This window comes from Planctomycetia bacterium (assembly GCA_021413845.1).
Classification (GTDB): Bacteria; Planctomycetota; Planctomycetia; order Pirellulales; family PNKZ01; genus PNKZ01.
This window is the reverse complement of sequence record JAIOPP010000058.1, coordinates 26,967-51,084: the sequence shown is the minus strand read 5'-3', so window position 1 is coordinate 51,084 and position 24,118 is coordinate 26,967. Positions and strand designations below refer to the sequence as shown.

At 62.8% G+C, this 24,118-nt stretch carries 20 protein-coding genes and 1 tRNA gene; 4 read left to right on the top strand and 17 right to left on the bottom strand.

Annotated elements, in window-relative coordinates; all coding sequences use genetic code 11:
• The first annotated feature begins 53 nt into the window (after positions 1-53).
• Both K8U03_10770 and K8U03_10765 read left to right on the top strand, forming a co-directional pair.
• On the top strand, positions 54-2,294 hold the full coding sequence (locus K8U03_10770) for a hypothetical protein (GenBank protein ID MCE9605370.1): 2,241 nt from the start codon (positions 54-56) through the stop codon (positions 2,292-2,294).
• Positions 2,295-2,373: 79 nt separating this feature from the next.
• On the top strand, positions 2,374-2,955 hold the full coding sequence (locus K8U03_10765) for a hypothetical protein (GenBank protein ID MCE9605369.1): 582 nt from the start codon (positions 2,374-2,376) through the stop codon (positions 2,953-2,955).
• Positions 2,956-3,031: 76 nt separating this feature from the next.
• Here the strand turns inward: K8U03_10765 and tyrS are convergent, their stop codons facing one another.
• The 9 genes from tyrS to K8U03_10720 all read right to left on the bottom strand — a co-directional run bounded on the left by tyrS (position 3,032) and on the right by K8U03_10720 (position 15,332).
• Entirely contained in the window at positions 3,032-4,321 is a 1,290-nt protein-coding gene (tyrS, locus tag K8U03_10760; GenBank protein MCE9605368.1) for a tyrosine--tRNA ligase, read from the bottom strand.
• A 169-nt stretch (positions 4,322-4,490) separates the two neighbouring features.
• Positions 4,491-5,228 (bottom strand): 2-C-methyl-D-erythritol 4-phosphate cytidylyltransferase, encoded by a 738-nt coding sequence (gene ispD / locus K8U03_10755; GenBank protein ID MCE9605367.1) that lies wholly within the window; start codon positions 5,226-5,228, stop codon positions 4,491-4,493.
• A 128-nt stretch (positions 5,229-5,356) separates the two neighbouring features.
• Positions 5,357-6,835 (bottom strand): J domain-containing protein, encoded by a 1,479-nt coding sequence (locus K8U03_10750; GenBank protein MCE9605366.1) that lies wholly within the window; start codon positions 6,833-6,835, stop codon positions 5,357-5,359.
• The gene (locus tag K8U03_10745; GenBank protein ID MCE9605365.1) at positions 6,835-7,980 is read right to left on the bottom strand and encodes a hypothetical protein; all 1,146 of its coding nucleotides are present in this window, start codon (positions 7,978-7,980) and stop codon (positions 6,835-6,837) included. Before K8U03_10745 ends, K8U03_10750 begins: the two co-directional genes overlap by 1 nt.
• Positions 7,967-9,748, bottom strand: a complete 1,782-nt coding sequence (locus tag K8U03_10740; protein MCE9605364.1) for a molecular chaperone HscC — start codon at positions 9,746-9,748, stop codon at positions 7,967-7,969. The genes K8U03_10745 and K8U03_10740 overlap by 14 nt, the downstream gene beginning before the upstream one ends.
• 122 nt (positions 9,749-9,870) lie before the next feature.
• A complete protein-coding gene (locus tag K8U03_10735; GenBank protein MCE9605363.1) occupies positions 9,871-10,122 on the bottom strand; it encodes a hypothetical protein in 252 nt (83 codons plus the stop codon).
• A gap of 32 nt (positions 10,123-10,154) precedes the next feature.
• On the bottom strand, positions 10,155-11,564 hold the full coding sequence (locus K8U03_10730) for a DUF1501 domain-containing protein (GenBank protein MCE9605362.1): 1,410 nt from the start codon (positions 11,562-11,564) through the stop codon (positions 10,155-10,157).
• Positions 11,565-11,580: 16 nt separating this feature from the next.
• Positions 11,581-13,854, bottom strand: coding sequence for a DUF1549 and DUF1553 domain-containing protein (locus K8U03_10725; GenBank protein MCE9605361.1), 2,274 nt, complete (start codon positions 13,852-13,854; stop codon positions 11,581-11,583).
• 149 nt (positions 13,855-14,003) lie between these two features.
• Positions 14,004-15,332: an NAD(P)/FAD-dependent oxidoreductase gene (locus K8U03_10720; protein ID MCE9605360.1), complete on the bottom strand. Its 1,329-nt coding sequence runs from the start codon at positions 15,330-15,332 to the stop codon at positions 14,004-14,006.
• A gap of 195 nt (positions 15,333-15,527) precedes the next feature.
• On the opposite strand from K8U03_10720, the gene K8U03_10715 reads away from it, so the two are divergent.
• The gene (locus K8U03_10715; protein ID MCE9605359.1) at positions 15,528-15,971 is read left to right on the top strand and encodes a PGPGW domain-containing protein; all 444 of its coding nucleotides are present in this window, start codon (positions 15,528-15,530) and stop codon (positions 15,969-15,971) included.
• Here the strand turns inward: K8U03_10715 and K8U03_10710 are convergent.
• From K8U03_10710 to K8U03_10685, 6 genes are all read right to left on the bottom strand, one after another.
• Complete coding sequence (locus tag K8U03_10710) at positions 15,914-16,678, bottom strand: endonuclease/exonuclease/phosphatase family protein (protein ID MCE9605358.1); 765 nt, start codon at positions 16,676-16,678, stop codon at positions 15,914-15,916. The genes K8U03_10715 and K8U03_10710 overlap by 58 nt on opposite strands.
• Before the next feature lie 34 nt (positions 16,679-16,712).
• On the bottom strand, positions 16,713-17,906 hold the full coding sequence (locus K8U03_10705) for a hypothetical protein (protein ID MCE9605357.1): 1,194 nt from the start codon (positions 17,904-17,906) through the stop codon (positions 16,713-16,715).
• A gap of 90 nt (positions 17,907-17,996) precedes the next feature.
• Positions 17,997-19,364, bottom strand: coding sequence for a cardiolipin synthase (gene cls / locus K8U03_10700; protein ID MCE9605356.1), 1,368 nt, complete (start codon positions 19,362-19,364; stop codon positions 17,997-17,999).
• Between the two features lie 128 nt (positions 19,365-19,492).
• Positions 19,493-20,761: a glycoside hydrolase gene (locus tag K8U03_10695; protein ID MCE9605355.1), complete on the bottom strand. Its 1,269-nt coding sequence runs from the start codon at positions 20,759-20,761 to the stop codon at positions 19,493-19,495.
• A 104-nt stretch (positions 20,762-20,865) separates the two neighbouring features.
• Positions 20,866-21,951 carry a GGDEF domain-containing protein gene (locus tag K8U03_10690; GenBank protein MCE9605354.1) on the bottom strand — a complete coding sequence of 362 codons (1,086 nt, stop codon included), beginning with the start codon at positions 21,949-21,951 and terminating at the stop codon, positions 20,866-20,868.
• A 63-nt stretch (positions 21,952-22,014) separates the two neighbouring features.
• The gene (locus K8U03_10685; GenBank protein MCE9605353.1) at positions 22,015-22,152 is read right to left on the bottom strand and encodes a hypothetical protein; all 138 of its coding nucleotides are present in this window, start codon (positions 22,150-22,152) and stop codon (positions 22,015-22,017) included.
• A 283-nt stretch (positions 22,153-22,435) separates the two neighbouring features.
• Between K8U03_10685 and K8U03_10680 the strand changes: the two genes are divergently transcribed.
• Positions 22,436-22,509: transfer RNA gene (locus tag K8U03_10680), tRNA-Asp, on the top strand.
• A 169-nt stretch (positions 22,510-22,678) separates the two neighbouring features.
• On the opposite strand, the gene uvsE is transcribed toward K8U03_10680, so the two are convergent.
• On the bottom strand, positions 22,679-23,575 hold the full coding sequence (gene uvsE, locus K8U03_10675) for a UV DNA damage repair endonuclease UvsE (GenBank protein MCE9605352.1): 897 nt from the start codon (positions 23,573-23,575) through the stop codon (positions 22,679-22,681).
• Positions 23,572-23,979: a tryptophan-rich sensory protein gene (locus tag K8U03_10670; GenBank protein MCE9605351.1), complete on the bottom strand. Its 408-nt coding sequence runs from the start codon at positions 23,977-23,979 to the stop codon at positions 23,572-23,574. Before K8U03_10670 ends, uvsE begins: the two co-directional genes overlap by 4 nt.
• Between the last annotated feature and the right edge of the window lie 139 nt (positions 23,980-24,118).

The following is a 24,118-nucleotide window of genomic DNA, read 5'->3' as shown; positions in this document are numbered from 1 at the left end:
TCGGGCCGCATTAGACCCCTGTGGGGCAGGTCGATCTACCGATGGTAAAGGCGATGCTTCGCACACTGACGGTTCCGGTCTTCAGCTTACTAACGGCTACATGCCTCCTGGCACAAGCTTCGGGCCTGCTGGCCCAAGCACCTGCCAGCGGCGACGAGCCCGGCAAGCCGGCCGCGGAGAAGCCCGAAGGGGCGAAAGCCGGTCCGCCGCAACTCGGCCCTGCCGGTGAAAAGCGGGTCGGCAAATACCTCCGCATCGGAGCTCCGATCACGGACAAGGTTCGGGATCGGGTTCGGCGCACCGTCGAGACCTTCGTCGATCAGGCGAAGAAGCATCAGCAATGGCCGGTCGTCATCTTGGAGATCCAGTCGGGCCGCACCGAGTTCGGCAGCGCTCACGACTTGGCGAAGTATCTCAGCGGGCCGAACCTCAACGGCGCGACCACGATCGCTTACGTCCCGAAGACGCTCACCGGCCACGGCGTGCTCGTCGCGCTGGCGTGCAATGAGATCATCATCCATAAAGACGGCGTGAACGAGACGACCGAAATCGGCGATGCCGGAACGCACGAAACCTCGATCGATCAGGTCATGACCGCCGGCTATCGCCAGATCGCCGAAGGGCGCAAGACCGTGCCGCTGCCGATCGCGCTGAAGATGCTCGATAAAAAGATCGAGCTGCTCCAAGTCGAAACGGAGAGCAGCCGGGAGTTCGTCTTACGCGAAGATCTCGAAGCGCTCAAAAAGCGCAAAGCGGTGAGCGAGCCGAAGGTGGTGATTCCCGCCGGCCGGCCGGGACTCTTCACGGGAGCCCAAGCGCAAGAGTTCGGCTTCGTCGGCCGCCGCACGGCGGATAAGACGGAGCTGTTGCAAGAGCTCGGCCTCTCCGGCGAAGCGCTCGAAGAAGATCCCTCGATCGACGGCGAATGGCGCACCGTGCGCGTCGACGTGCGAGGGGTGATCAACGCCGAGATGATTCAAGAGAAGATCAAAGTCATCGACGACGAGATTCGTAAGAACGACGTTAACTTCATCTGCGTCTGGATCGATAGCCCGGGCGGAGACTTCGCCGCGAGCTCGGAGCTCGCGCATCATCTTGCGAAGGGGCTCGACCCTTCGAAGCGGCGCACCGTAGCCTATATCGCCGGCGAAGCGCGCGGCGATGCGGCCCTCATCGCACTGGCTTGCGACCAGATCGTGATGCTGCCCGACGCCGAGCTTGGCGGCAGCGGCGCGAAGGCGATCGAAGATCGGAACATCGCCACGACCGAGATCACGTTTCGCGACATCGCCGGCGCGAAATTCCACTCGCCGACGCTCGCCGCGGCGATGGTCAACCCGAAGCTCGAAGTGTTTCGCTATACCCGCCGCGACAACGGCCTGACCGAATACTTCACCGAGGCGGAAGTCGATCGCCGACCCGACACCGGGCAATGGCAACAAGGGGAACAAATCAAAGCCCCGCAGCACAACCTGCTGCTTTCCGGCAAGCGGGCCGATGATCTCGGTCTGTCGCAGCATGTGGTCGCCGACTTCGCGGAATTCAAAGCGCTGTACCATTTGGAGCACGACCCGCAGCTGCTCGAACAGAATCTCGCGATGCAGTTTATCGCCGCCCTTAACACGCCGAGCCTGAGTTTGCTGTTGCTGCTCATCGGCGGGGCCGCGCTCTACATGGAGCTGCACACGCCGGGAGTCGGCGTCGGTGGGTTCGTCGCCGCGGTCTGCTTCGTGCTCTACTTCTGGAGCCAGCATCTCGGCGGAACCGCCGGCTGGCTCGAAGCGCTGCTCTTCGCTCTCGGCATGTTCTGCGTCTTGATCGAGATCTTCGTCTTTCCCGGCGTCGGCATCTTCGGGCTCGGCGGCGGCTTGCTCGTCATCACTTCGCTCGTGTTGGCGAGTCAGACGTTCGTCATCCCGCGCAACGACTACCAGATGGAGCATCTGCGAACGTCGCTGTTGGTGGTCGTCGGCGCGATCGGCGGCACGATCGCCACTTCGGCCATAATGCGCCGCTTTCTGCCGCACGCACCGATGTTCAGCCGCGTGTTGCTGGCGCCTCCCATCGGCGAAGAACTGAGCGAGCTTTCGCGGCGCGAATCGCTCGGGCAGTTCCAACACTTGCTCGGCGCTCGCGGCACCGCCTCGACCACGCTGGTGCCCGGCGGCAAGGCCCGCTTCGGCGAGCAACTGGTCGACGTGATCAGCGAAGGAGAGTTCATCGATCGTGGGTTGCCGATCGAAGTGATCGAAGTGCAAGGAACGCGCGTCGTCGTGCGGCAAGCCAACGCTTGATTTATGTTCCAAGCCCGACGTACGCTGTGTGATCGTAAGACGCGTGATCGTAAGACGTGGGTAATATGAGACGCTGCCGATGATGTCCCCTCTCGCCTGGGCCGCTTGCTTGCTCGCTTTCGGGCTGTTGATCGTCATCATCGAAATGTTCGTTCCCTCGGGCGGCGTATTGGCGTTCATCGCCGCCGTGTCGGTCATCGCGTCGATCGTCACCGCGTTTCGTCACTCCTCTACCGCGGGCCTGGGCTTCATGACGATCGCCGTCTTCGGGACGCCGATCCTCCTGGCGATCGGCTTCAAGCTCTGGCCGAGTACGCCGCTCGGGAAGCGCATCTTGCTCGATGTGCCGACGGGCGACGACGCCGTGCCCGACGCCGACTTGCGAAAACAGCGGCACGTGCTCATCGGTAAGTTCGGCACGGCGAAGGCCGAGATGCTGCCGGGCGGACCGGTCCTCGTCGACGGCCGGATCTACGACGCCGTGAGCGAAGGAGACGCCGTCGACGATGGGACGCACGTGAAAGTGGTCGACGTCCGCGGCACCCGGCTCGTCGTACGCCCGACGAAGGAAGAACTCCCACCCGTCGGCGACCCGAACGACCCACTGAACCGCCCGATCGAGTCGCTGGGGCTCGATCCCTTCGAGGGGCCGCTAGGCTGAGAGACCGGACGCTAACGCGTTCCGGCTGATGGGCTTCTATTAGCCGGAACGCGTTAGCGTCCGGTTCACAAACGTCCTAAACGAACCTTAGCACGGCTTTCTTCTTCTTCCCCACCGCCACGATCATCGACGCTCCGCCGATCAACTGCTCGGCGGTCAGTTGCGTTTTGAGGTCGTCGATGCGGTGGTCGTTCACGTAGGCCCCGCCTCCTTGGATGGCGCGGCGAGCGTCGCTGTTGCTCGTCGCTAAACCGGCGGCGACGATCGCTTCGATGATGTTCAGCCCTGCGCCGTCGAGCTTCGCGCGGGGAAGCTCTTTAGACGGCATCCCCGCGAGCGCTTGCTCCAAGAGCTCGCCGCTCAGTTGATCGACCGGCGTGGCGAAGAGGGTCTGCGTCGCTTGCTGCGCTTCGGCGAGGCCGGCCTCGCCGTGAACGAGCTTCGTCAGTTCGTCGGCGAGCCGCTTCTGGCTCTCGCGCTTGCTCGCGTCCGCGGCGCGCGCGGCATCGAGCGCGTCGAGCTCCGCATGGCTCAAGTCGGTGAAGAGCGCGAGACACTTCGCTACGTCGGCGTCGGTCACGTTCACCCAGTATTGGTAAAACTGGTACGGCGACGTCTTCGCAGGCGAAAGCCAAACCGTGCCGCTCTTTTCGGATTTCCCCATCTTGCGACCTTCGCTATCCGTCAGCAGCGGACAGGTCATGCCGTAGAGTTGCACGCCGCGCATGCGCCGCCCGAGGTCGATGCCGGCCGTGATGTTCCCCCATTGATCGCTTCCGCCGACTTGCAACTCGCAGCCGTGCGCTTCGTGGAGCTTCACGAAGTCGTACGCCTGGAGGAGCATGTAGCTGAACTCGGTGTAGCTGAGCCCGGCATCGGAGCCGAGCCGAGCCTTCACCGAGTCTTTCGCGAGCATCATGTTCACGGAAAAATTCTTCCCGACGTCGCGCAGGAAATCGAGAAACGTAAACGGCCCGATCCAGTCGAGGTTATTCAGCAGCAGCGCTCCTTGCGGCCCGTCGAAGCTGAGGAACCGGCGCATCTGCTCGCGCATCGCGTCGACATTGGCCGCGAGTTGCTCTTTCGACAACAGATTCCGCTCGTCGCTCTTGCCGCTCGGGTCGCCGATCATGCCGGTCGCTCCGCCGACGATCGCGATCGGCCGATGCCCGGCCCGCTGAAAACGGCGCAAGATCATCAACGCCACCAAGTGCCCAACATGCAGGCTATCGGCCGTCGGGTCGAAGCCGGCGTAGAGCGTGCGCGGCTTCTCGGCGAGCCAGGCACTCAGCCCGGCGTCATCCGTCGTTTGATGCACCATGCCGCGACGACGGAGATCGGCCAACACTTCAGGAGCTTGCGACATACTACTTAAACCGAGAAAGCGAGAGAGATTCGAGACTCAACTAAAGAAGCACGAATGTCGAAGTGCGAATGACGAAAGAAGCACGAAGTACGAATGACGAAAGGCCTTCCGTGCTTCGTCATTCGTCATTCTTTCGTCATTCGCACTTCGTCATTTCAACAATCAACTACTAACGAAAAAAGTCGTCCCCCGCGAACGGATTCGAGAAATCGTTCTTCGGCTTCGGCAGTGCTTTGATCGCTTGCTCGGCGAAGCGCAGGTCGTCTTGGGTCGTGATCTTCATGTTGATCGGCGACCCGGCGACCACGGCTACTTTGCGCCCCAAGCGCTCGACGAGTTGCGCATCGTCGGTCGCTTGGAAGCCGGCCCGCTTGGCATACGCTTCCAGCAGCAGCTCTTTGCGGAATACTTGAGGGGTCTGGGCCTCCCAAAGGTTCGCGCGCGAAACCGTTTCTTCGATCGTGCCGTCGGCCGTAACTCGTTTCAACGTCGAAGCGACCGGCACGCCGAGAATCGCGGCATCCGTTTTTTCCGCCGCCGCGAAGACTCGGCCGATCCATTCGTCGGCGATGCAGGGTCGCGCGGCGTCATGCACGGCGACGAACTCGATCTCGGGCTTCAACCGTGCGAGGCCGTTCTGAATGGAATCGGCCCGCTCGGCCCCGCCGGCGACGACCTCGATCCCCAGAAACGTGACGTTCGCCGAGAACTTCCGATCGAACTCTTCGCGATCTTCCGGCGCGATGACGAGGATCACTTGCTTCACTTCGCTGCGAGCAAGAAACCGCTCGACCGAATACAACCACACCGGCTTCCCGCCGAGCGGCACGAACGGCTTCTTGTAGTTCTTATCGCGAAAGCGGCTGCTCTTCCCGGCGGCCGGCAAGATCACGGCGAAGTTCGACACGGGACAAGCTCGCTAACAGGGGGACGATACGGAACGACACAAGGCGGCAGCAGCGAAGCGTACTATTGTCCCCCTTCGCCGGCGAACGTCAAGCGAACGGCCGGTCCCGAGCGGCTTAAGCTCCCGCGCTAAAGCGTGACGAGCCGCAGCGTTTGATACGTGAACCGCAGCGGCCAATCGCGCGCGATCTCTTCCGCCGGCCGCGCGTTGATCGAGGCGTAGAACTCATTCTCCGCCATTACCTGCGCCACGGCTTCCGGCGCAAGCTGATGGTAGAGGCAAAACTTCAACAGCCGCAAACGAAACTCGGAGGTGTAACCCTGCTTCAACGTCGGGACATCGAGAAAATCCACGACCACGCCGCGGGCCGTTTCCAAAGTCCAAAACGACTCGCCGTTCCGCTCCGTCTCCGTTTGCACCTGCTGCACGAGCTGCCCGAAACGGCTCAGCGCGGCCGGTCCCTTCCCGGCCACTTCCGACAGCAAAATCAACAGCTCGGCGGGATCGTCGATCCACGGCGCAACGAACGCGCAGATCTCGACGTAAGAGTCGAGCGCCTGGAGCGACCACGAGCCGGCGATCAGATTGCAGAACGCCGGCGACACCCCTTCGTCGCGCAACTTCTTCACTACCTCGGCCGTTTCGCGCAAGTAGTCGAGTTGCGTCAGCGAGTCGTAGTTCGACTCCTGCGCATTGCCGAACTGCTCCAGGTCTTGCATGCATTCGGCCGTCAACGCTTTTGCCGATTCCGCATCGGACCAGCAAAAGCATTCGACCGCCGTCCACAAGACTCGCATCCACACGCTCGCATCGTAAGCCACGCGCGAGCGCCGCAACACGGCCAGGTCTTCCCGAATGAGGGCCCAAGCGTTGCTCCGCACCGCCGCTTTCCATCGCCAATCGGCCAACAACGAGATCGGGCCGCTCAGCAGCGTCTCGCGTAATAACGTCGTGCAGCGCGGCGTCAATGCTTCGGCCGGCCGCCGCTCGAGCTCGCGGCGATACAACTCCACCGCCGCGCCGCGCGAAGCGGTCGCCTTTTCCATACAGGCGATCAACCAATCGCACGGCTGCCGCTCGGCGTCGAGCCGCGCGCTGAGCCGCAACAGCCAATAGAGCCCGAGATACGCTTCATGCCGGGTCGGCGTCGCGCTGCGCAGTGCATCGAGCTCGCGATACGCCGCGGCGCTATCGCCGCCGACGGCCGGCGCCCAAGCCGCGGCAAGTCGGGCCTCGTACGTCGGTTCGACGGACGTCGGCCTTCCGTTCGCCGCGGTCGGAGCTACGTCCGCCGAATTCGGAATCGCCGACTGCTCCATGCTCGCCCCTTCGGCAACGGGCGGAACGCTCCCCTGCTCCGCTGCCGACTTCTCGATGCTCGGCAGATCGCCGACCGAGGCCATCCATTCCGTGATCGACAGGGCCGTGTCGTACGCTTCGCGGATCCGCCGAAACTCCTCGGGATAACGCTCCGGGCGATACGTCTTAATCAGCTTTTGATAGGCGCGCTTCAGCCCCTTCTCGTCGGTCCCGAGCACGACGCCGAGCAACTCGAACACGTTCTCCGGCCAACGCGCAAGATCGGCGGGTAACGGCAAGTCGCTCATCAACGAGGACGCGCCGGAATCGCAGGGCCAGGGTTCGGCCTCGACGAGGGTCGATTGAAAGAGGGGTTCGCGCTCCGATTCGGGTTCGGCACCGGGTTCGGCATCGGGGGCGAGCGAGGCACGAACGGCGCCGGTCGAGGCGCCTGCTGTTGCGCCTTCAATCTCTCCAGCGCTTCGGCAACCTTTCGATTCCCCGGCTCGCGATCGATGGCGTTGAGGTCGCGCTCGACCCGTCCGTAAGCTCCCGGCGACTGCTGCGCGCGGGGCGTCGAAAGAGCCGGCGGCGATTTGGAAGACGACAAGAAATTCAAGTACACGCGAATCGCAAACATCGCCACGACGATGACCCAGCCGTTACGAAGAATCGCGACCCCTTGGCCCGGCGCCAGATTGAAGATCTTGCGCGACTTCTTCGGTCCGCCGTAGTCGTGAGCCCTCGCCGAACCGTCGGTGTCGAACGCCGGGACGAGTTCTCCGAGGCGCGACACGGAACGTTTCTTCGCCGTGAGCAGCGCATTCACCAAGCCGGGTTCGAGGGCCGCCACGAGCGGCAACTGCCGCTGCAAGCGCCCGGCCGCGTCGCGCCATTGCGGCAAGGTCGCCGTGAGGCGCTCGTCGGGCGTGCGGCGACGTTTCGATCGTTCTTCCGGGCGCAACGTGAAGAGCTGCGTGAGGTGTTCCGCCAAGTCGAGCACCGCGCGATCGTGGCCCGTGCGCGGAACGACGACCTCAAGCCCCGGTTGCAGCGCGCGCAGTCGATGCGCGAGGGTCGGAAACGTGCGGCAGCGTTCGGCGAGCCGCTGCCAAGCGATGGTCCGTTGCGGTGGACTCTGTTGAAAGAACCCTTCCGCGAATCGTTCGACCTCTTCGCGCAGCTTCTTCTCCGCGGCCCAAAAGAACGAGCCTCCGCCGACACCGACCAGCGCGCGGCGTTCCTCCGCCGAACGCAATGCGAGCGTTTCCAACGCGTACTGCGCTTCGGTTGACGGGAACCAGCTTTCCTTTTCGAGCCGTTCGAGTAGCGTGCGGCGAAACTCGTCGACCCCCGCCTCGGGACCGACTTGCAGTTCCTCGCGCGCCCAGGGAATCAAATCGGCGCGTGCAATCTCGAGCGTGGCCGGCGCCGCCGCGTCAGGGTTCCGCATCCGGCGCTCCTTCGTAGTCGTCGCCCCGATCGAAGAGCGCGAGAAACGAACGCACTTCCGCCCGCTGTTCCTCGATCTGTCGCGGATCTCCCAGCTCGAGCGCCGACTCGAATTGGTGCAACACGCGATCCATCCGATCCCGATCGGGTGCGGGCAGCTCTTGGTAAAGCCGTTCGGCCCGTTGCAAGAGGAAGCGGTTCACGGAATCTTCGCGCGGATGCACCTTGATCGTCTTCATCGCCGCGACCGCCTTCGCGATCTGCTCGGGGCTCATCCCCTGCGCGTGCCGCGTGACGACGTGCGAATACTTCTTCCCGCTCTTCACGATCGTCGCCTCGACTTCGATCACGCCGTTGAGATCGTAAGTGAAGCGCAAGTCGATCTCTTGCCCGGCCGGCCCGGGCGGGATGTTGCGCACCTCGAACTCGCCGAGCAGCAGGTTGTCTTCGCACCGCCGCGCCTCGCCTTGATAGATCTTCACCGTGACGTGCGTTTGGTTCGGATGCAGCGTGCTTACGCGGCGGACGCGGCTGACCGGAATCGTCGTGTTGCGATGAATGACGGGCATGAAGTAGCCGTCGCGCACTTCGACGCCGAACTCGCGCGCAATTTCGGTGCCGAGCGAAAACGGCGAGACGTCCGTCACGACCAAGTCGTCGACGCCGGCGTCGTGGCTCATCAGGCCCGACTGCACGGCCGCGCCGATCGCGACGACTTCATCGGGATTCAAGCGACAATGCGGCGGCTTGCCGAAAATCTCGCCGACCCGTTGAATGAAGCGCGGCATACGCGTCGCCCCGCCGACGAGCACCACTTCGTCGATCTTCTCCGGCGCGAGCTTCGCATCTCCCAGCGCGCGGCGAATCGGCATTTCGACTCGGGCGATCAGATGCTCCGTCCAGCGCAAGAGCTCTTCGCGGGTGATCGTGACTTCGGCATTCGTCGCATCAGCACTCTTCGTCTCGGCAGCGGCGGCGGCGGGGAACTCTCCTTCTCGGTTCGGCAGCCGTACCGACGCCGTTTCCTCGCGCGAAAGCCGGCATTTGGCTCGTTCGCATTGTTGCAACAACCGCGAAACCAGCTTCGACGATTCATGCTCGCAGCGTTCGAAGACGAGCCCTTGCTGTTGTAAGATCTTCGCCGCCATGACTCGCGTGAAGTCTTCGCCGCCGAGAAAGTTTTCGCCGGACGACGCGCGGACTTCGAGCACCCCTTCGAAGAGCTCCACCACGGAAACATCGAACGTGCCGCCGCCGAGATCCAAGACGACGATCGTCTTGTCGTCCTTCATTTCGTGAAAGCCATAGGCGACGGCCGCCGCGGTCGGCTCGTTGAAGATCCGCTCGACCTTCAGGCCCGCGATTCGTCCGGCGTTGATCGTCGCTTTGCGTTGATGCTCGTTGAAATAGGCCGGCACCGTGATGACGGCCCGCTCGATCGGCAACTGCAAAAACGCCGCGGCGTCTTCCTTAAGCGATTGCAGCACCAAGCTCGAAAGCTCCTCGGGCGAGAACTTCCGGCCGCAAATCTTTACCGACCGATCGGTTCCCATGTGCCGCTTGAAGATGGAAGCGCACCGCTCCGGCGCCACCACTTGCAGTTCGCGGGCCGCAAGTCCGACGAGCAGCTTATCGTGTTCATCGATCCCGACGACCGACGGCGTCAACGTCTCGCCGAGCGCGTTGGGAATCAGCTTCGGCCCCTGATCGGTCATCGCCGCGACGACGGAGTTGGTCGTTCCCAAATCGATGCCGATAATGACGCTCATAAACCGACCGCGTGCCTACTAAGAAAGGAGGCGATCAACTCGCCTCGGCACCATCAAGCACCGAGCGAGAATCGCACACCCCATCTTGCCGGCGGGGAAACGAGAAGTCAAATTCCCAACGATCACGAACACAAATCGAAGACAATCATCAACAGCAGCAGGGTTGCGGAAAGGACGCGGATGCCCCAACTATTGAACAACATTCCAACGCTCGCTCCGATTCCGGCAATGACGATCGCGAACGAGCGGATGAACGGCGTGAAATCGATGGCGTAGCCGCCATGAACGTTTCTTAAGCACCCACTGGCATAACCCAACACAACCGAAAACAAGCCGATAGAAATCAGTATTCGTCGTAGAGAGAACTTAAACATATCGGTCTTCGATCTCGCGCCAATCAAAAGCCCTACGCAATCACCCCATGAATCGGCGAACCCGCCGCGATCGGCAACGGCCGATTGTTCGGGTCGAACACTTCCGTTCCTGAGTCGATCCCCAGCAGATGGAACATCGTCGCGGCTAGGTCGTCGGGTTTTACCGGTTCGCGGTTCGGGATCGTGCCGTGCTTGTCGCTCGCGCCGTGGAGGTAGCCTCGCTTCACGCCGCCGCCGGCGAGTAACACCGTGTAGCAGCCGGGCCAATGATCGCGCGAAACATTGGCGTTGATCCGCGGCGTCCGGCCGAACTCACCCATCCAAACGACGAGCGTTTCCTCAAGCAAGCCGCGCTCGTCGAGGTCGGCGAGGAACGTCGGGAGCACTTGGTTCGTCAGCGGCAGATGATACTTCTGCATGATCGGAAACGCGCGGGTGTTGTCGAAGCCGTGCGTGTCCCAGCCCCCCTTCTCGGTGCTGCGCCCGCCGATGCTGTCGGAGAAGTAGACATTCACGAACTTCACCCCCGACTCGACCAACCGCCGCGCCAGCAAGCAACTCTGCCCATAGGTCGTTCGGCCGTAGCGTTCGCGCACCGCTTCGGGCTCGCGCCCCAAGTCGAACGCCGCCGAGATCTTCGACGACGTGAGCATGCCGAGTGCCGTGTCGTAGTATTGATCGATCCCGCGGGCCTTGGGGGAGTTCTCCAAGCTGCGCGTTTGCCGATCGATGAGCTGCTGCAAGCCGCGCCGTTGCGCGAGCCGGTCGAACGACAAGTTTTGCGGCAAGCTCAACTCCGGCAAATGAAACGCGCCGGCATTCGGATCGGACGCGATCAGCAACGGATCGAACTTGCGGCCGAGAAAGCTCGCGTGTTGGCCGGGCGTGACGGAACCATCGCGGCAGACATACGGATGGGCCGTGAAGGTCGGCACGTCGCCGTCGCCGGGAGCCAAGCGCGACACGACCGAACCGTAGCCCGGAAACAACTCGATCGAATCGCGAAGCCGAATGTCGTCGACCGGCGGGGCGTGGCCGGTGAGCGCGTAGTAGGCCGCCGAGTTGTGGTTCTTCATCGTATGATGGACGCCGCGCACGAGCGTCACCTTGTCCATCATCGGAGCCATGCGCGGCAGATGCTCGCAGATCCGGAGCCCGGGCACGGAAGTCGGCACGCTGCCGTAGAGGCTGCGGATGCCGTCGGGGGCGTCGGGCTTCATGTCGAACGTATCGAGATGGCTCGGCCCGCCGAACTGAAACAGAAACACGACGCTCTTCGCTTTGGCTTTCAGCTTCGGCGCGACGAGCTTCGCTTGTTCTTCGGCCTGCAAGACGCGCGGCATCGACAAGCCCAACATCCCGAGCCCGCCGATCTTCAGCGCATCGCGCCGCTCGAGCGCCGCGGCGACTGCTTGCCGTTCGTAAGACTCGAATAAAGACATCGACGGCTCCTTTCCGTTACCGGCGCAGCAGAAATTCTTTCGCGTTGACGAAACCCCAAACGACGTCTTCCAACGCGCTCCGCTTGTCGCTCGCTTTCGCCACATACGCCGCGAGCGACGTTCGTTCTTCGGCCGTCGGTGCGCGGCTCAGCGAGGCCCAGGCGAGCTCTTCGATCATCGCGTCGACGCCTCGGCCCGACTTCAACAACGCGTCGATCCGGTTCTCCGGCGTGGTGAGCAGCTCGTTGATCGTCGGCCCGCTGATGAGTTGAAAGGCGTGGCCTAGCGCGACGTCGCTCGAACGCTCGCATTCGCAACTCAGCAACCGGAGCGGCTTTCCGAACTTCGTGAGAAACGTATCGCCGCCGGTGCCGGCCTTCGAGCGTTCGCGAAACGTCCGGACGCCGGGAAGCTGCCCGGCCCGCATCCCGAGCGGATAGCCGGCGAACTTGAGCTTCGTACCGGTCACTTGCGACAACGCATCCAATAACGGCTCGGCAGCTAAAGGGCGCGGCGCGACGTGCGCATAGTTGCTCTCGTCGTCGCGGTTCGTCTCGTCGGTAGCGCCGGAGAGTTGATACGTGCGCGAGTTCATGATCGTGCGGATCAGATGCTTCAAGCGGAAACGATGCTCGACGAAGTCGGCAGCGAGACGGGCCAGCAGTTCCGGATGCGACGGCGGATTCGTCGCCCTAAAATCGTCGATCGGATCGACGATCCCGCGCCCCATGAGATGAAACCAAATGCGGTTCGCCTGCGCCTGCGCGAAGAACGGGTTATCGTCGGCCGCGAGCCAAGCGGAAAGATTCCGCAGCCGATCTTCGCCGGTCGGCAAGTCTTGCACCGCCCCGAGCATGCGCGGCGCGCGAGGCGCACCGGTGCGCGGATCGTCGTAGTCGGCCGACGGAGCCAGCCACACGAGCTGCTCGCCGTCGAATTCGTGCGTGGCGTTTTTATCGTTGAGCCGATCTTCGAGGATCTTGTACTTCACTTGCGAGAAGACGTTGACCCAGCGGTAGTAGTCGGTCTGCGTCCAACGATCGAACGGATGGTTGTGGCACTTCGCACATTGCAGCCGGACGCCGAGAAACACCTGCGCCGCGGTTTCGGCACGGACGACCGGATCGCGCTGGGCCCGATAGTAATTCGCAGCGGGACTGAGATACGTGCTGCCGCGTGAAGCAATCAACTCGGAAGCCATCTCGTTGAGCGGCAAGTCTTGATCGATCCGGCGCCGAAGCCAAGCATGAAAGCCTTGCACTCCCTTCCGATCGAGCGCCTCTTCTTCGAGCCGCAGTAGGTCGGCGAACTTCAAAGCCCAATGATCGGCGAACTCCGGCCGTGCGAGTAGCTCGTCGATCAGCTTCGTGCGCTTGTCGGGTTCGACTTCAGCTAAGAACCTTTGCGCTTCATCCTTCGTCGGCAGCAGCCCGAGCAAGTCGAGATAGACGCGCCGAAGAAACACGACGTCGTCGCATAGGGGAGCGGGCAGCATGCGCAGCGCGCGGAGCTTCGCGAAGACCGCCGTGTCGATATAGTTTCGCTCGGCAGGATAGTTCGGCTCGTGGGCATCGGGCCAGTGAAAGTCGGGCCGATGCGGCACGAACGCCAACCGGACGGGACTTTGCCGATCGAGATAACGGACCAGCACCGTCGTCTCGCCGAACGCGCTGCGGCGAACCGTGCCGTCGGCCGCGACCTCGGCGCGCTTGTTCGAGGTTTCATAGACGGCCTTGTCGGAAACGTCGAGCCGCGAGCCATCGGCGAAGACCGCTTCCGCCCGGATGCGCACTTCTTCCGCCGGCTCGACGACGAACTGCTCGACCGGCGTGACGAGCAGCCGATCTAAGGCAGGTATTCGGCCGACATCGCTCGGCGCGCCCGCCGCGATCCACGACTTCAACACGGCATAAGCGTGTGAGTCGCGCGTGAAGCGTCGGCCTCCTTCGTGGGCTTGTTGCATCGTTGCTTTGAGCAGCAGCAGGCTTTGCTCCGGCTCCAGCTTGTCGATGCGCCGGCCGAGCTGGTCGCGCACGAGTGCCGTATGGTCAAGCTGAGGGTCTTGCCCACGCAGCGAAAGCTTGAAGCCGGCCTTGCCGTTCGCGTTGCCGTGGCACGTGCCGAGGTTACATCCGGCCTTCGACAACACCTGCATGACGTCGCGCGTGAAGCTTACTTCGGCGGCGGCCGCGGTGCAGGAAGCGTTTGCAAATCCGTACGCGGCGAGGCAGAGACCGATGGCGAGACGCAGCGAGCGGCGATCTCCGAAGCGGCGGCGTGTTGCGAGCATAGCGGCCGGCCTGGGGAAGGAGCTTGCTAAGCGATGCGGAAGGCGGGGCAAGAAGGATCGTGGTGGGCGAGCGGCGGGAGGCTCCTATTGTATCGTCGCCGGTCGCGGACCCGCAACAAGTCTTCCGGCCACCGTCTCTGTTCGCACCGTCACATCGACGAGGCTGCCAGCCAACCGGTGCTGAACGCGGCTTGAAAGTTGTAGCCGCCGATGAAGCCGTCGAAGTCGAGGATCTCGCCGGCGAGGAACAGGCCCGGCACGAGTTTGCTTTGCATCGTGCGGGAATCCACTTCGTCGAGTTCGACACCGCCGGCCGTGACCTCGGCTTTGTCGAAGCCGCGGCTGCCGCTGGTGCGGATCTTCGCGCGCTTCAAGGCCTCGATCAGCTTGGCGCGCTCGCTCTTCCCTAGCTCCGCGGCACGGCGCTCGTGCGGGATGCCGGCCTGTGTGAATAACGCCTCAACCAAGCGCCGCGGCAGCAGGTCGGGCACCAGCGCGAGCGCGAGCTTCTTGCCGTCACGCGCAGCCGCCGCGCGCAGCAACTCGTCGAGCGCCGCATCGCTCACGTCGGGAAAGAAGTCGGCGAGTAGCAAGACTTCGCTCGGCCGCTTCGCTCCGGTCACGGCGCGACTCACGTCGAGCACGGCCGGCCCGGAAAGCCCGACATGCGTGAAGAGCGTTGCACCGCGCCGTTCGATGAGCACCCCCGGCGGCAAGCCTCGCACGCGCTTCTTCTCCGACCCGAGCGGTACACCTTCGGCAGCGACGACGCGCAGAATCGTGTCCGGAATCGCGATGCCGGAGAGATCGCGGACCCAGGCTTCGTCGGTGGTCAACGGCACAAGCGCCGGACGCGGAGGGCGGATCGTGTGGCCGAGCGCGGCGAGCCAGCGATAGCCGTCGCCCGTGGTGCCGCAACCGGCATAACTCTTGCCGCCCGTAGTGATGAGCAGCTTTTCGGCAACGAGAGTCCGCTTCGAAGTGACGACGCGAAACGACGTGGGCTTCGCCGCGTTGTCGCCTGCGGAGGGAACCGGCTCGAACGCTTCGACCGGCTCGTCGAGCGCCAGTTCCGCCCCGCTCCGCCGCAAACGCCGCACCAGCGCATCGGCCACGTCGACGGCTCGATCGCTCCGCGGAAACACCTTGCCGGTGTCGGGCTCCACATACGTTAGCACCCCCTCGGCATGGAACAACTCGACGACTTCGCGCGGCCCCAGCGCGGCAAGCGGCGAATGTAGAAACGAACCGGCCGAGCCGAAAGCATCGCGGATCCCGCGGGCATCGCAATCGTGAGTGACGTTGCAGCGCGTGCCGCCGGAGATGAGGATCTTCACCCCCGGCTTGCGATTCTTTTCTAAGAGCAACGTGCGCCGCCCGCGCTCCGCGGCCCGAGCCGCACCAAGCAACCCCGCCGCACCCGCGCCGACGACGATCACGTCGTAGCGGTCTTCGCCGGCGGAGTGGGTGGTCGTCACGGTGGCATGCCTATGCGGAAAACGATACAAAAACGAATCCACTATTGTGATCGTTCCGCAAGCGGCGTTCTAGGGTTGATTATTCCGCGAAGCCGGCGGATGGAACTAAAGTTGGATTGCGTTACATTGCCATCTCCGATCGACTTGAATCGACATTCCGATCCCTGGCCCCCGACCCCTGACCCCTGAATCGCCGTGCCCTCCCTTTACGTTTGGTGTGGAATCGCTTCCTGCGCGATGTTCGTCGTCGGCCTCGCCGCGACGGGCTACGCGCTGCTGCGGCTGCCGGTCGACTTCTTTAGGAACGGCCTTTCGCCGAACGCCGAGCGCCGCTTCGCGCATCCGGCCCTGCATCTCGGTTGGTGCGTAGCTCGCAATCTATTGGGAGCCGCGCTCGTCGTGGCAGGCATCATCATGCTCGTCACGCCGGGGCAAGGGCTCTTGACGCTCGTCGTCGGGCTGATGCTCGTCGACTTTCCCGGCAAGCGCCGACTTTCGCTCTATCTGATTCGCCGCGGCCATCTCATCGAGGGGGCGAACCGCTGGCGGGCGCGTTACGATAAGCCGCCGTTCGCAGCACCTCACGACGACACGCCGGGGAGCGGGCCGACGACCGACGCCGAGGCCCCTTCGGCTTGAAGATGGAAGTCGAGCACGAGCGGCAAGTGGTCGCTCGCGCTCTTCGCCGCCTTGCTGCTGACGACGCGAGCTTCGTTGACGACGACGCCGCGACGATGAAATGCTTTATCGAGCGAGCCGAGCGCGAAGTACGCCGGAAACGAACGGAACCGCGACGGCGGGGTCGTGATGTGTTGGAACCCGTGCCGTGTCATCGGGCCGGCGGCCAGCGTATTGCGCCAGTCGTTATAGTCGCCGACGATCAACTCCGGCACGTTCGCCGTCGCTTGAAACAGCCGATGCTCCAAGAGATGCGCAACCTGCCAATGGCGCTCGGCCTCGGCGAGCCCGAGATGCAAGTTGACGATCTTCAACGGCCCTTCGGGAGTGTCGACGACGGCGATCTGCGCGCCGCGCGGCTTCTTTTGCTTCAAGCGGAGCGAAATTTGGTGTCGTTCGATGATCGGCCAGCGCGAGATGAGCAGGTTGCCGTAGCCGCCGCTCTTCAGATTGACGTTCATCTGATACATCTTGTCGACAGCCCGAAAATGCTCGGAAAGGAGCGTCGCTTGATCGTCGCCGCCGCAGCGTTTGAAGAGGTGCGTCACTTCTTGCATGAGAATCAGGTCGGGATTTTCATGCTCGATCACTTCGATGATCCGCGGCAAACGGTAGCGCCGATCGCGGCCGCCGATTCCCTTATGAATGTTGTACGTCAAGAGGCGCATCGCAAGAGCGTTCCTTCCGGGAAGTCGGCGAAAGTTACAAGCCGTGTCGAAAGTACCAGGCCATACGATGCAGAAAGCGCTGCCACCATGACGAGCGACGATGCGTATCGAGTTCGATCTTGCGACTATGGGCGCGCTCGTAGTCGCTGACCTTCAATAGCGCTGCGGCCAACGGCTGCGAGCGGATCACGGCGAGGAATTCCAAGTTGATCCGCAGGCTGCGCGGATCGAGATTGCAAGACCCGATGACCGACCAGCAGTCGTCGACGACCATCGCCTTGCTGTGGAGCATCCGATCTTCGCGCTCGTAAATCTCGAAGCCGTAGCGTAACAACTTTTCATACATATACCGGCTCGCCCATTGCACCAGCGGCACGTCGTTGACGCCCGGCACGATGACCTCCACCGCGACGCCGCGCTTCCGCGCATGCAGCAACGCGCGCAAGATGCTGCCGACGGGGATGAAGTAGGCCATCAGCAGCGTGATCCGGCTCCGCGCCCCGTCGATGATCGTCTTCAACACGCGCGACGGACGACGATGATGGAGCGTCGGCTGCGAGTCGAAGAAAAAGATTCCCTCGTCGCGGCAATTCGCCATCGGGATCACCGGCCAGCGACGCTTTTCTTTCGGGCGGAGATGATTGATCCGGAGCCAAAGGTCTTCCATCGCGGCGGCGATCTCGGCCGATTGCGGACCGGTCATGCGAACATGGACGTCGCGCCAGCCGAGACCCTCGGGGGGGCGATTGTGCTTCTCGGAGACGATCGGCGGCCCACTCGCGTCGATGAGGTTCATGCCGCCGAAGTAGGAGACCTGATCGTCGATCGCGGCGAGCTTGCGATGGCTGCGGCGATTGAAGATCCGAAAGAAGCCGACCTTCCCCCACAGCGCGGAGAGCTCGCGAAACGGCTTGACCGTGATGCCGTCGCGGGCGAGATCGGCGAAGAACTTCGCCGGCGTGCGCAAGCTGCCGACGGCATCGTAAACGAGTCGGCAATCGACGCCGGCGGCGGCCCGTTCGCGCAGCGCATCTGCCACGGCGCGGCCGGCCGGGTCGTCGGCCATGATGTAGCTTTCGATCCAGACTCGGTGCTTCGCCGCGCGAATATCGGCGACCAGCGATGCTACCATCGGCGGCAATTCGACGAACAGTTCCAGCCGATTGCCGGCGACCTCGATCGCAGCGACTTGGCCGCTACGGCTTTCCGGGCTCAAGGTGGTGGTCATGGGGTGCCTGCTCGAACAAGTGAGCGATTTTCATGCGCTGTGAGGAGTCCTCGCGCAGCGGCGAACGATCCGTGACCGGTCGCCGCGTCATTAGAGCAACGAATCGACCAGTCGGGCCAAGTTTTCCGCGACCTTCACGTAGCCTGGTCGCCCGCGCCAGCGTTCGAGGCTGAGCGTTTCCGCCCCGGCTATGTAACGTTCCTGGATCGAACGCAGTTTTTGCGCCAATTCTCGATGATATACGATGCAACTCACCTCGGCGTTCAAGGCGAACGACCGAATGTCCATGTTGCTCGAGCCGATTTGCACCGCTTCGTCGTCGATGCTGAGATGTTTCGCGTGCAAAAATTTCTCGCGATGCAGATGCACGACGACGCCGGCCTCGAGCAGTTGCTCGTAGAACGAGCGCTGCGCGAAGCCGACCAGCCATTGATCGATCTCGCGCGAGACGATGAGCCGAACTTCAAGGCCTCGCAAGGCGGCGGCGACGAGCGCTTCGAGCAGCGTCTCGTCGGGAATGAAGTACGGCGTCGTGATCACGACCCGCTGCTGAGCCGCGTAGATGAGCGTGGTGACTAAGCGTAGCGTATTGGCTTGCGGATAGCCGGGCCCGCTCGGCAAGGCCTGCGCAACCATGTCGCCGGCCGGCACGACGGGAGGAAAGAACCGCTTCGCTTCGCTCAATTGTTCGCCGGTTTCCAAATAGCGATCGGCTAAGAGGACCGCTTGAAACTGCGGCACCACCGGGCCGGAGATGCGGGCGACGAGTTCCTCGAACACCAAGCCCCGCTTAAACGCGGCATCGACGAGATTCTGCGAACCGATGTAAGCGATCGTGCCGTCGACGACCGCGATCTTGCGATGGTTCCGCAGATCGCGACGGGCCGTGTGTTTACGGAACAGTCCGACCGGCAGCAGCACTTCGACTTCGATGCCCGCGCCGATCAAACGCGGCACCAGCGCGCGACAAGCGTGTCGCGAGCCGTGGGCGTCGACGAGCACCAAGCAGCGGACGCCGCGGCCATGCGCATCGAGTAGCGCCGCCTCGACGCTCCGGCCGGTCGCATCGTCGGCGAAAATATAATAGAGCAAGTTCACATGGTTGCGCGCCGCGCGAATATCGGCGATGAGCCGTGCGATCGAGCCTTCGTAGTCGGCGAGAAGTTCGACGTCGTTGCCGCCGACGACCGGAAAATCTCCCAAACTTTCCGCCAAGCGCGTCGTCTCGCGGAAGCGGGTCGGCAGATCGTGCTCGGCCGCTTTATTGCCGAACGTCGGAATCGAACCGCTTTGCAGAAGACGAGTCACGCGGCTCTGCAACTGCACCCGCTTCAACGGTAAGTAAGCTCGACCGAAGAGCGCGTACAACACTACGCCCGGCACAGGCAACAAGAAGATCAGCAACAGCCAAGTGCGCGCGGCGGACGGCGTGCGGCGCTGCGGCACGTAGACGAGCATCACGAGGCGGATCGACCATTCGACGCTGTAGAGAATCAGGCTCCACTGGTCGCTGAGCCATTCAAGAAGCATGGGGCTAGGAAGGGGCCGGGGGTCGGGGGTCGGGGATCAGACGGGAGTCGGATGGTTCAGTCTCGTGCGCCATCTTTGCCGTCGGTGAGCCATTCGATGTTGAAGCGCGCGAGCGTTAGCGCGGCGTAGCCCTTTGTCTTCTTCGGGTCCGCTTCGGTCGGACGGCCGCTTTCGTAAAGGCACAGGATCGTACCGTTCGGAAGCACGGCGACATCGCTATATGCCCCGAAGCCGGGATCGAGCGATTTGTTCACCGGCCAGGTTTTTCCTTCGTCGTACGAAAGCTTCACCGAGAGGTTGCGCCGGTCGCGCGCTTTCCCGGCGACTGCTTTCCCGTCGGCACGTTCTAAGTTGTGCGGGTTGACGAACACGATCCGGTTCCGATCTTGCGCCCCCGCCAAGCTCACGCGGACGATGCTCGCCATGCAGATCGGGTCGAGCAAGGCCTCGTCGAAACGGGGAGCGGTCCAACGGGTCGCCCCATCGGCACTCTCGACGACGAGCCGGCGGTGTTGCTTCGAATCGCTGCGCATGTTGAGCATCGTCCGGCCGTCGGCCAACTCGACGACCACGGTTTCGCTCGGGTCGACGATCTCCGGGGAAGCGACGGCGGCGATTTCGCTTCGTCGCCACGTTCGGCCCGAGTCGTCGGAAAAGATCGTCGCCGCGACGGAGGGATGATGGGCATGGCCGCCGGTGCCGGTCGACAGCCAAACCGGCACGACTAAGCGACCGGTGCGGAGCTGAATGCCGTGGGCCGGACCCGTCGCGAGCACCTTCCAAGCGTAATCGGAACGAAACTCGTCGAAGGTCGGAGTGATCTCGACCGGCTTGCTCCACGTTAGGCCGTCGTCGGTGCTGCGCATGGCGAAGCAGCGCATGTATTCGAGGCAGAACAGCATGTGAACGGTGCCGTCGCGCTCGGCGATCGCGACCGGGTTGTTGTACGTCACTTCGTTCGGGTCGGCTAAGTTCTGCGCGAGCGCTACGGGATTCTTTTGCTTAGGGCCGGCGACGTTCGAGATCGTTTCCGGAGCGGAGAAAGTCCGGCCGCCGTCGGTGCTGCGACGGATGCGGATGTCGATCGCGCCCCAATCTCCTTTGCTCCCTTTGCGTGCCTCGCAGTACGCGAGCACGGTCCCTTTCGCCGTGACGACCAAGCCGGGAATGCGGTAGATCGAGTAGCCGTCTTTGCCGGCTTCGAAGAGGTCGGCCTTTTCCGACAGCGGCGCGGCTTCAAGCGCAGGCAGATTCGCGAGCGCTGCGACAAGCGCGAGCACCGCAACTCGCAACACGAAATTCCCGGCGGCGACACTAACGCGCATGACGATTTCTCCCAACGCTTGAACGAGCAAACGACTGCCGCGATTCAATCAGCGGCGGAGAGGCGCGTCAAGCGCTCGCGGGCGAATTCGGCGCGCGAGCGGCGTTAGACCTTGGCCGTGGCGACCGGGGAAAGTTCTTCGGCGCTCTCGTCCGGCAACTGCAAGGTCGGCAGATCGCTGAGCGTCTCATGCAGCGCGGCGATGTCGAGCAAGGCGGCCGCCGTGCCGGCCGGATCGAGTTCGACGGCCGAGACCGCGGCATCGTGCGCGTCGGAGATCCGTTGCGAGCGATCGCCGTTGGGGACGACCTTCAAGCCATCGTGGAAGAACGTGCAATTGCGGCCGGCTTGCTTGGCGGCATACATCGCCGCGTCGGCGCGCACGAGGATCGCATCGGAGGTTTCGCCGTCGCCGATCGCCGCGGTCGCGCCGCCGCTGACCGTGACGGAAAGCAGCTTCTCGATCTTCTGGCGCATCCGCTCGACGAACACGCACGCTCCGCGCAGTTCCGTTTGCGGCATGATCACGACGAACTCTTCGCCGCCGTAACGCGTGACGATATCCGTCTCGCGGGCCGTTTCTTCGATCAGCTTCGCCACGGCCTTCAGCACGCCGTCGCCGGCCAAGTGGCCTTGGCGATCGTTGACTTGCTTGAAGTGGTCGACGTCGAACATGGCGAGCGAGAAGCCCATGTTGTAGCGGTTCTTCATTGCGACGAGCGAGGCCAGCGCATCGTCCATCGCCCGACGATTGCAAACGCCCGTCAGCGGGTCGGTGCGCACGTCGGAGAACGTCAGCAGGTGGTTCGTTTGCTGACGGATCTGATCGTAGGCGTGTGCGATCTGCGTCGCGAGATGCATCGTCGGGCCGAGAATTTCTTCGGCTTCCGAGCAGAGCTCTTTCCACGACGCTTCGGAATGTTCGTTGCTGAGTGAGCTGACGCGCGTTTTGAAGCGGTCGAGGCTGGCCCGATGGCGGGCGAGATCTTTGCGAATGTCGCCGGCGATCGCTTCGAGACTCTTCGCAACGGCCTGCGCGCGTTTGATTTCGCGCCGCGCTTGCGGCTCGGAGGTGATCGGCATTTGCTTGCGCAACCGACCGACGATGTAGCCCAAGAGCGCTACGATCGCCAATCCGACCGGGCTCGGCAGGCCTAAGTGGACGATATCGAATTCGGCGAGGAGCGACATCGGCGAAAGTCTCGAGCGGAAAGAGGAGCGAAATAACGGCGCGACGAGCGACGGGTTCGGCGATTAGTATTTGTTGCGCGAGCCGAAGCCCCGCATACTGAACACGCCGAACACGACGCAACCGAGAAGTATCCAAAACCAGTCGCGCATGTTGAGTGTGACGACCCAATGCATGACGCTGCGATAAGCTTGGTAGAGCACGGGCACTCGCTTTCGGCGAATCCAAAGGTCGCTAAAATCCCACACACCGAAACTGTAGTTCACATTTCCGGTTTGCGCGGCCGGAGACCGGCTCGCACGAGGCTCGTCCGGGGGAGCGTCGGGAAAGCCTGTCCGGTCGTAACGATCGCACCGCGCATTCCGCCTCGGGAGAACGCGGGCCTGGAAACCGGCTTCGCAAGCCTGCCGGCAGGGGTTCGCGGCGCCCGTAGAGAGGCCCTTGCGAGCCGTTCGGCGCGAGCTATAATCGGAGACTTGTTTGCTTGGGGACGTAGCTCAATTGGTTAGAGTACCGGACTGTCGATCCGGTGGTTGCGGGTTCGAGTCCCGTCGTCCTCGCTTGCTGAAATGCTTTCCGTACTGGTTACCGCACAAGGGCTTGAGTCAATTCGCTGACTCAAGTCCTTCGTCGTTTTCAGGGGGGTGTTACCTAAAGTGTTACCTTCCGGCGAATTCGGTCGCTGGTACGTCTCCCATGCGGCCTCCGCCGTATCTTCCGCGCGGCGAGTCACCCGTTGCTCAACTCCGCCCTCAACTTCTCTACCGCTGCTTCTTTCGCTTTGGCTTCGACTTCGACGGTGATCTTTTTTCGCCGCCAGCAATCGGGAAAGTCATTCACGTCGATGAAGTCGTGATGTCGTTCAGGCTTGGGGCCGTCCCAGCCTTCCAACGGACTGGAAAGATGGAATAGCGGCTCCCGATTCCATGTCGTCATAGCCTGCTTCGTGGCTTCTTCGATGCTCAGACCATCGGGAAGACAACGGTGATGGTGCACGTCATACACCAGCGGGATGCCGGTGGCCCCGCAGATCGGCAACAGATCGGCAGGCGTGAAAACTTTGTCGTCGTTCTCGACGGTCAATCGGCTTCGGACCCTCGATGAGAGCCGGTCGAGATTGCGGGCGAACTCAGCAAGGGCCTTGGGCTTGTCGCCGTAGGCCCCGCCCCCGTGGATGTTGATGACATCCGCCTCGATCCATTCGGCCACTTCCCCCTGGTATTCAAGTTCCTGCAAGGAGTTTTCAACCACGTCGAGTCGGGGCGAGTTCAGCACCACGAATTGATCGGGATGGAAACAGGTTCGCAGCTTGTGTTTCTCGGTGAACTTACCGCACGCTTGGAAGCGGCGAATGATCTCGTCGCCATCCGGCAGATCATCGACCTCGTACCCGCACGTCGGATGCGTTTTGATGGGGAGAATTTGGCTGTTGATCCGAAAGCAGCCGATGCCGTTGTCGGCACAATACTGAAGGGCGGCCAGCAAGGCGTCGGCGTTTTCCAAGCAGAGACGGCTCAACTTCGCCAGGGCGTCGGGGCGCTTCATCTTGCCGATGGAGGTAGCCGTCGTCGTGACGAACTTGATGGGCTGGTCCCGAAACGTGCAGCAAAGGCCGAGCCGAATCAAGGGGCCGTCCCCCAATTCATCGCCGTGATCGACAGTTGCAGCACCGTCGCAAGCGAAACCCAAATCAAATACGGCACTTGCGCCAAGGCGACCGAGCGATAGTACCGCCGGATCGCCGCCATCATCCAGACGATCGTTCCCAACACGATCAGGATGTCCACCGCCGCCAGCGGCAGGTTCCGCAAACCGAACTGAATCGGCGTGAAGCTCAGGTTGGCAACGAGGTTGATGGCGAACGGCAGAGCCACGAGCCATGGCAATTTCCTACGAAACGCCTGTACGAACACGAACCCGAAGCTGACGAGAATGATCGGGTAGAGAATCTGCCAGATCAGCCCGATGGTTGCCGGGGCGGGCGTCCAGCTGGGTTTGGCGAGCGAGTCGTACCATTCGAGCCAGGGCATCGGATGTCTCGTTTTCGGTTGCGGCGGTCGGCGGTCGTCGGCACGATCAGAATACAGTATGCCGCCACGGTGTTGAGAGGCGTATCGGAAGCCATGGCACACCCTAGCTTCCATCTTCAACCGAACTGATTTCCACCCA

Excerpts from the sequence above, each read along its gene's own strand:
- K8U03_10770 (MCE9605370.1), top strand. The coding sequence starts at position 54 with ATGCTTCGCACACTGACGGTTCCGGTCTTCAGCTTACTAACGGCTACA.
- K8U03_10765 (MCE9605369.1), top strand. The coding sequence starts at position 2,374 with ATGATGTCCCCTCTCGCCTGGGCCGCTTGCTTGCTCGCTTTCGGGCTG.
- tyrS (MCE9605368.1), bottom strand. The coding sequence starts at position 4,321 with ATGTCGCAAGCTCCTGAAGTGTTGGCCGATCTCCGTCGTCGCGGCATG.
- K8U03_10750 (MCE9605366.1), bottom strand. The coding sequence starts at position 6,835 with ATGAGCGACTTGCCGTTACCCGCCGATCTTGCGCGTTGGCCGGAGAAC.
- K8U03_10745 (MCE9605365.1), bottom strand. The coding sequence starts at position 7,980 with ATGCGGAACCCTGACGCGGCGGCGCCGGCCACGCTCGAGATTGCACGC.
- K8U03_10740 (MCE9605364.1), bottom strand. The coding sequence starts at position 9,748 with ATGAGCGTCATTATCGGCATCGATTTGGGAACGACCAACTCCGTCGTC.
- K8U03_10735 (MCE9605363.1), bottom strand. The coding sequence starts at position 10,122 with ATGTTTAAGTTCTCTCTACGACGAATACTGATTTCTATCGGCTTGTTT.
- K8U03_10730 (MCE9605362.1), bottom strand. The coding sequence starts at position 11,564 with ATGTCTTTATTCGAGTCTTACGAACGGCAAGCAGTCGCCGCGGCGCTC.
- K8U03_10725 (MCE9605361.1), bottom strand. The coding sequence starts at position 13,854 with ATGCTCGCAACACGCCGCCGCTTCGGAGATCGCCGCTCGCTGCGTCTC.
- K8U03_10710 (MCE9605358.1), bottom strand. The coding sequence starts at position 16,678 with ATGCGCCTCTTGACGTACAACATTCATAAGGGAATCGGCGGCCGCGAT.
- K8U03_10705 (MCE9605357.1), bottom strand. The coding sequence starts at position 17,906 with ATGACCACCACCTTGAGCCCGGAAAGCCGTAGCGGCCAAGTCGCTGCG.
- cls (MCE9605356.1), bottom strand. The coding sequence starts at position 19,364 with ATGCTCGTCTACGTGCCGCAGCGCCGCACGCCGTCCGCCGCGCGCACT.
- K8U03_10695 (MCE9605355.1), bottom strand. The coding sequence starts at position 20,761 with ATGCGCGTTAGTGTCGCCGCCGGGAATTTCGTGTTGCGAGTTGCGGTG.
- K8U03_10690 (MCE9605354.1), bottom strand. The coding sequence starts at position 21,951 with ATGTCGCTCCTCGCCGAATTCGATATCGTCCACTTAGGCCTGCCGAGC.
- K8U03_10670 (MCE9605351.1), bottom strand. The coding sequence starts at position 23,979 with ATGCCCTGGCTCGAATGGTACGACTCGCTCGCCAAACCCAGCTGGACG.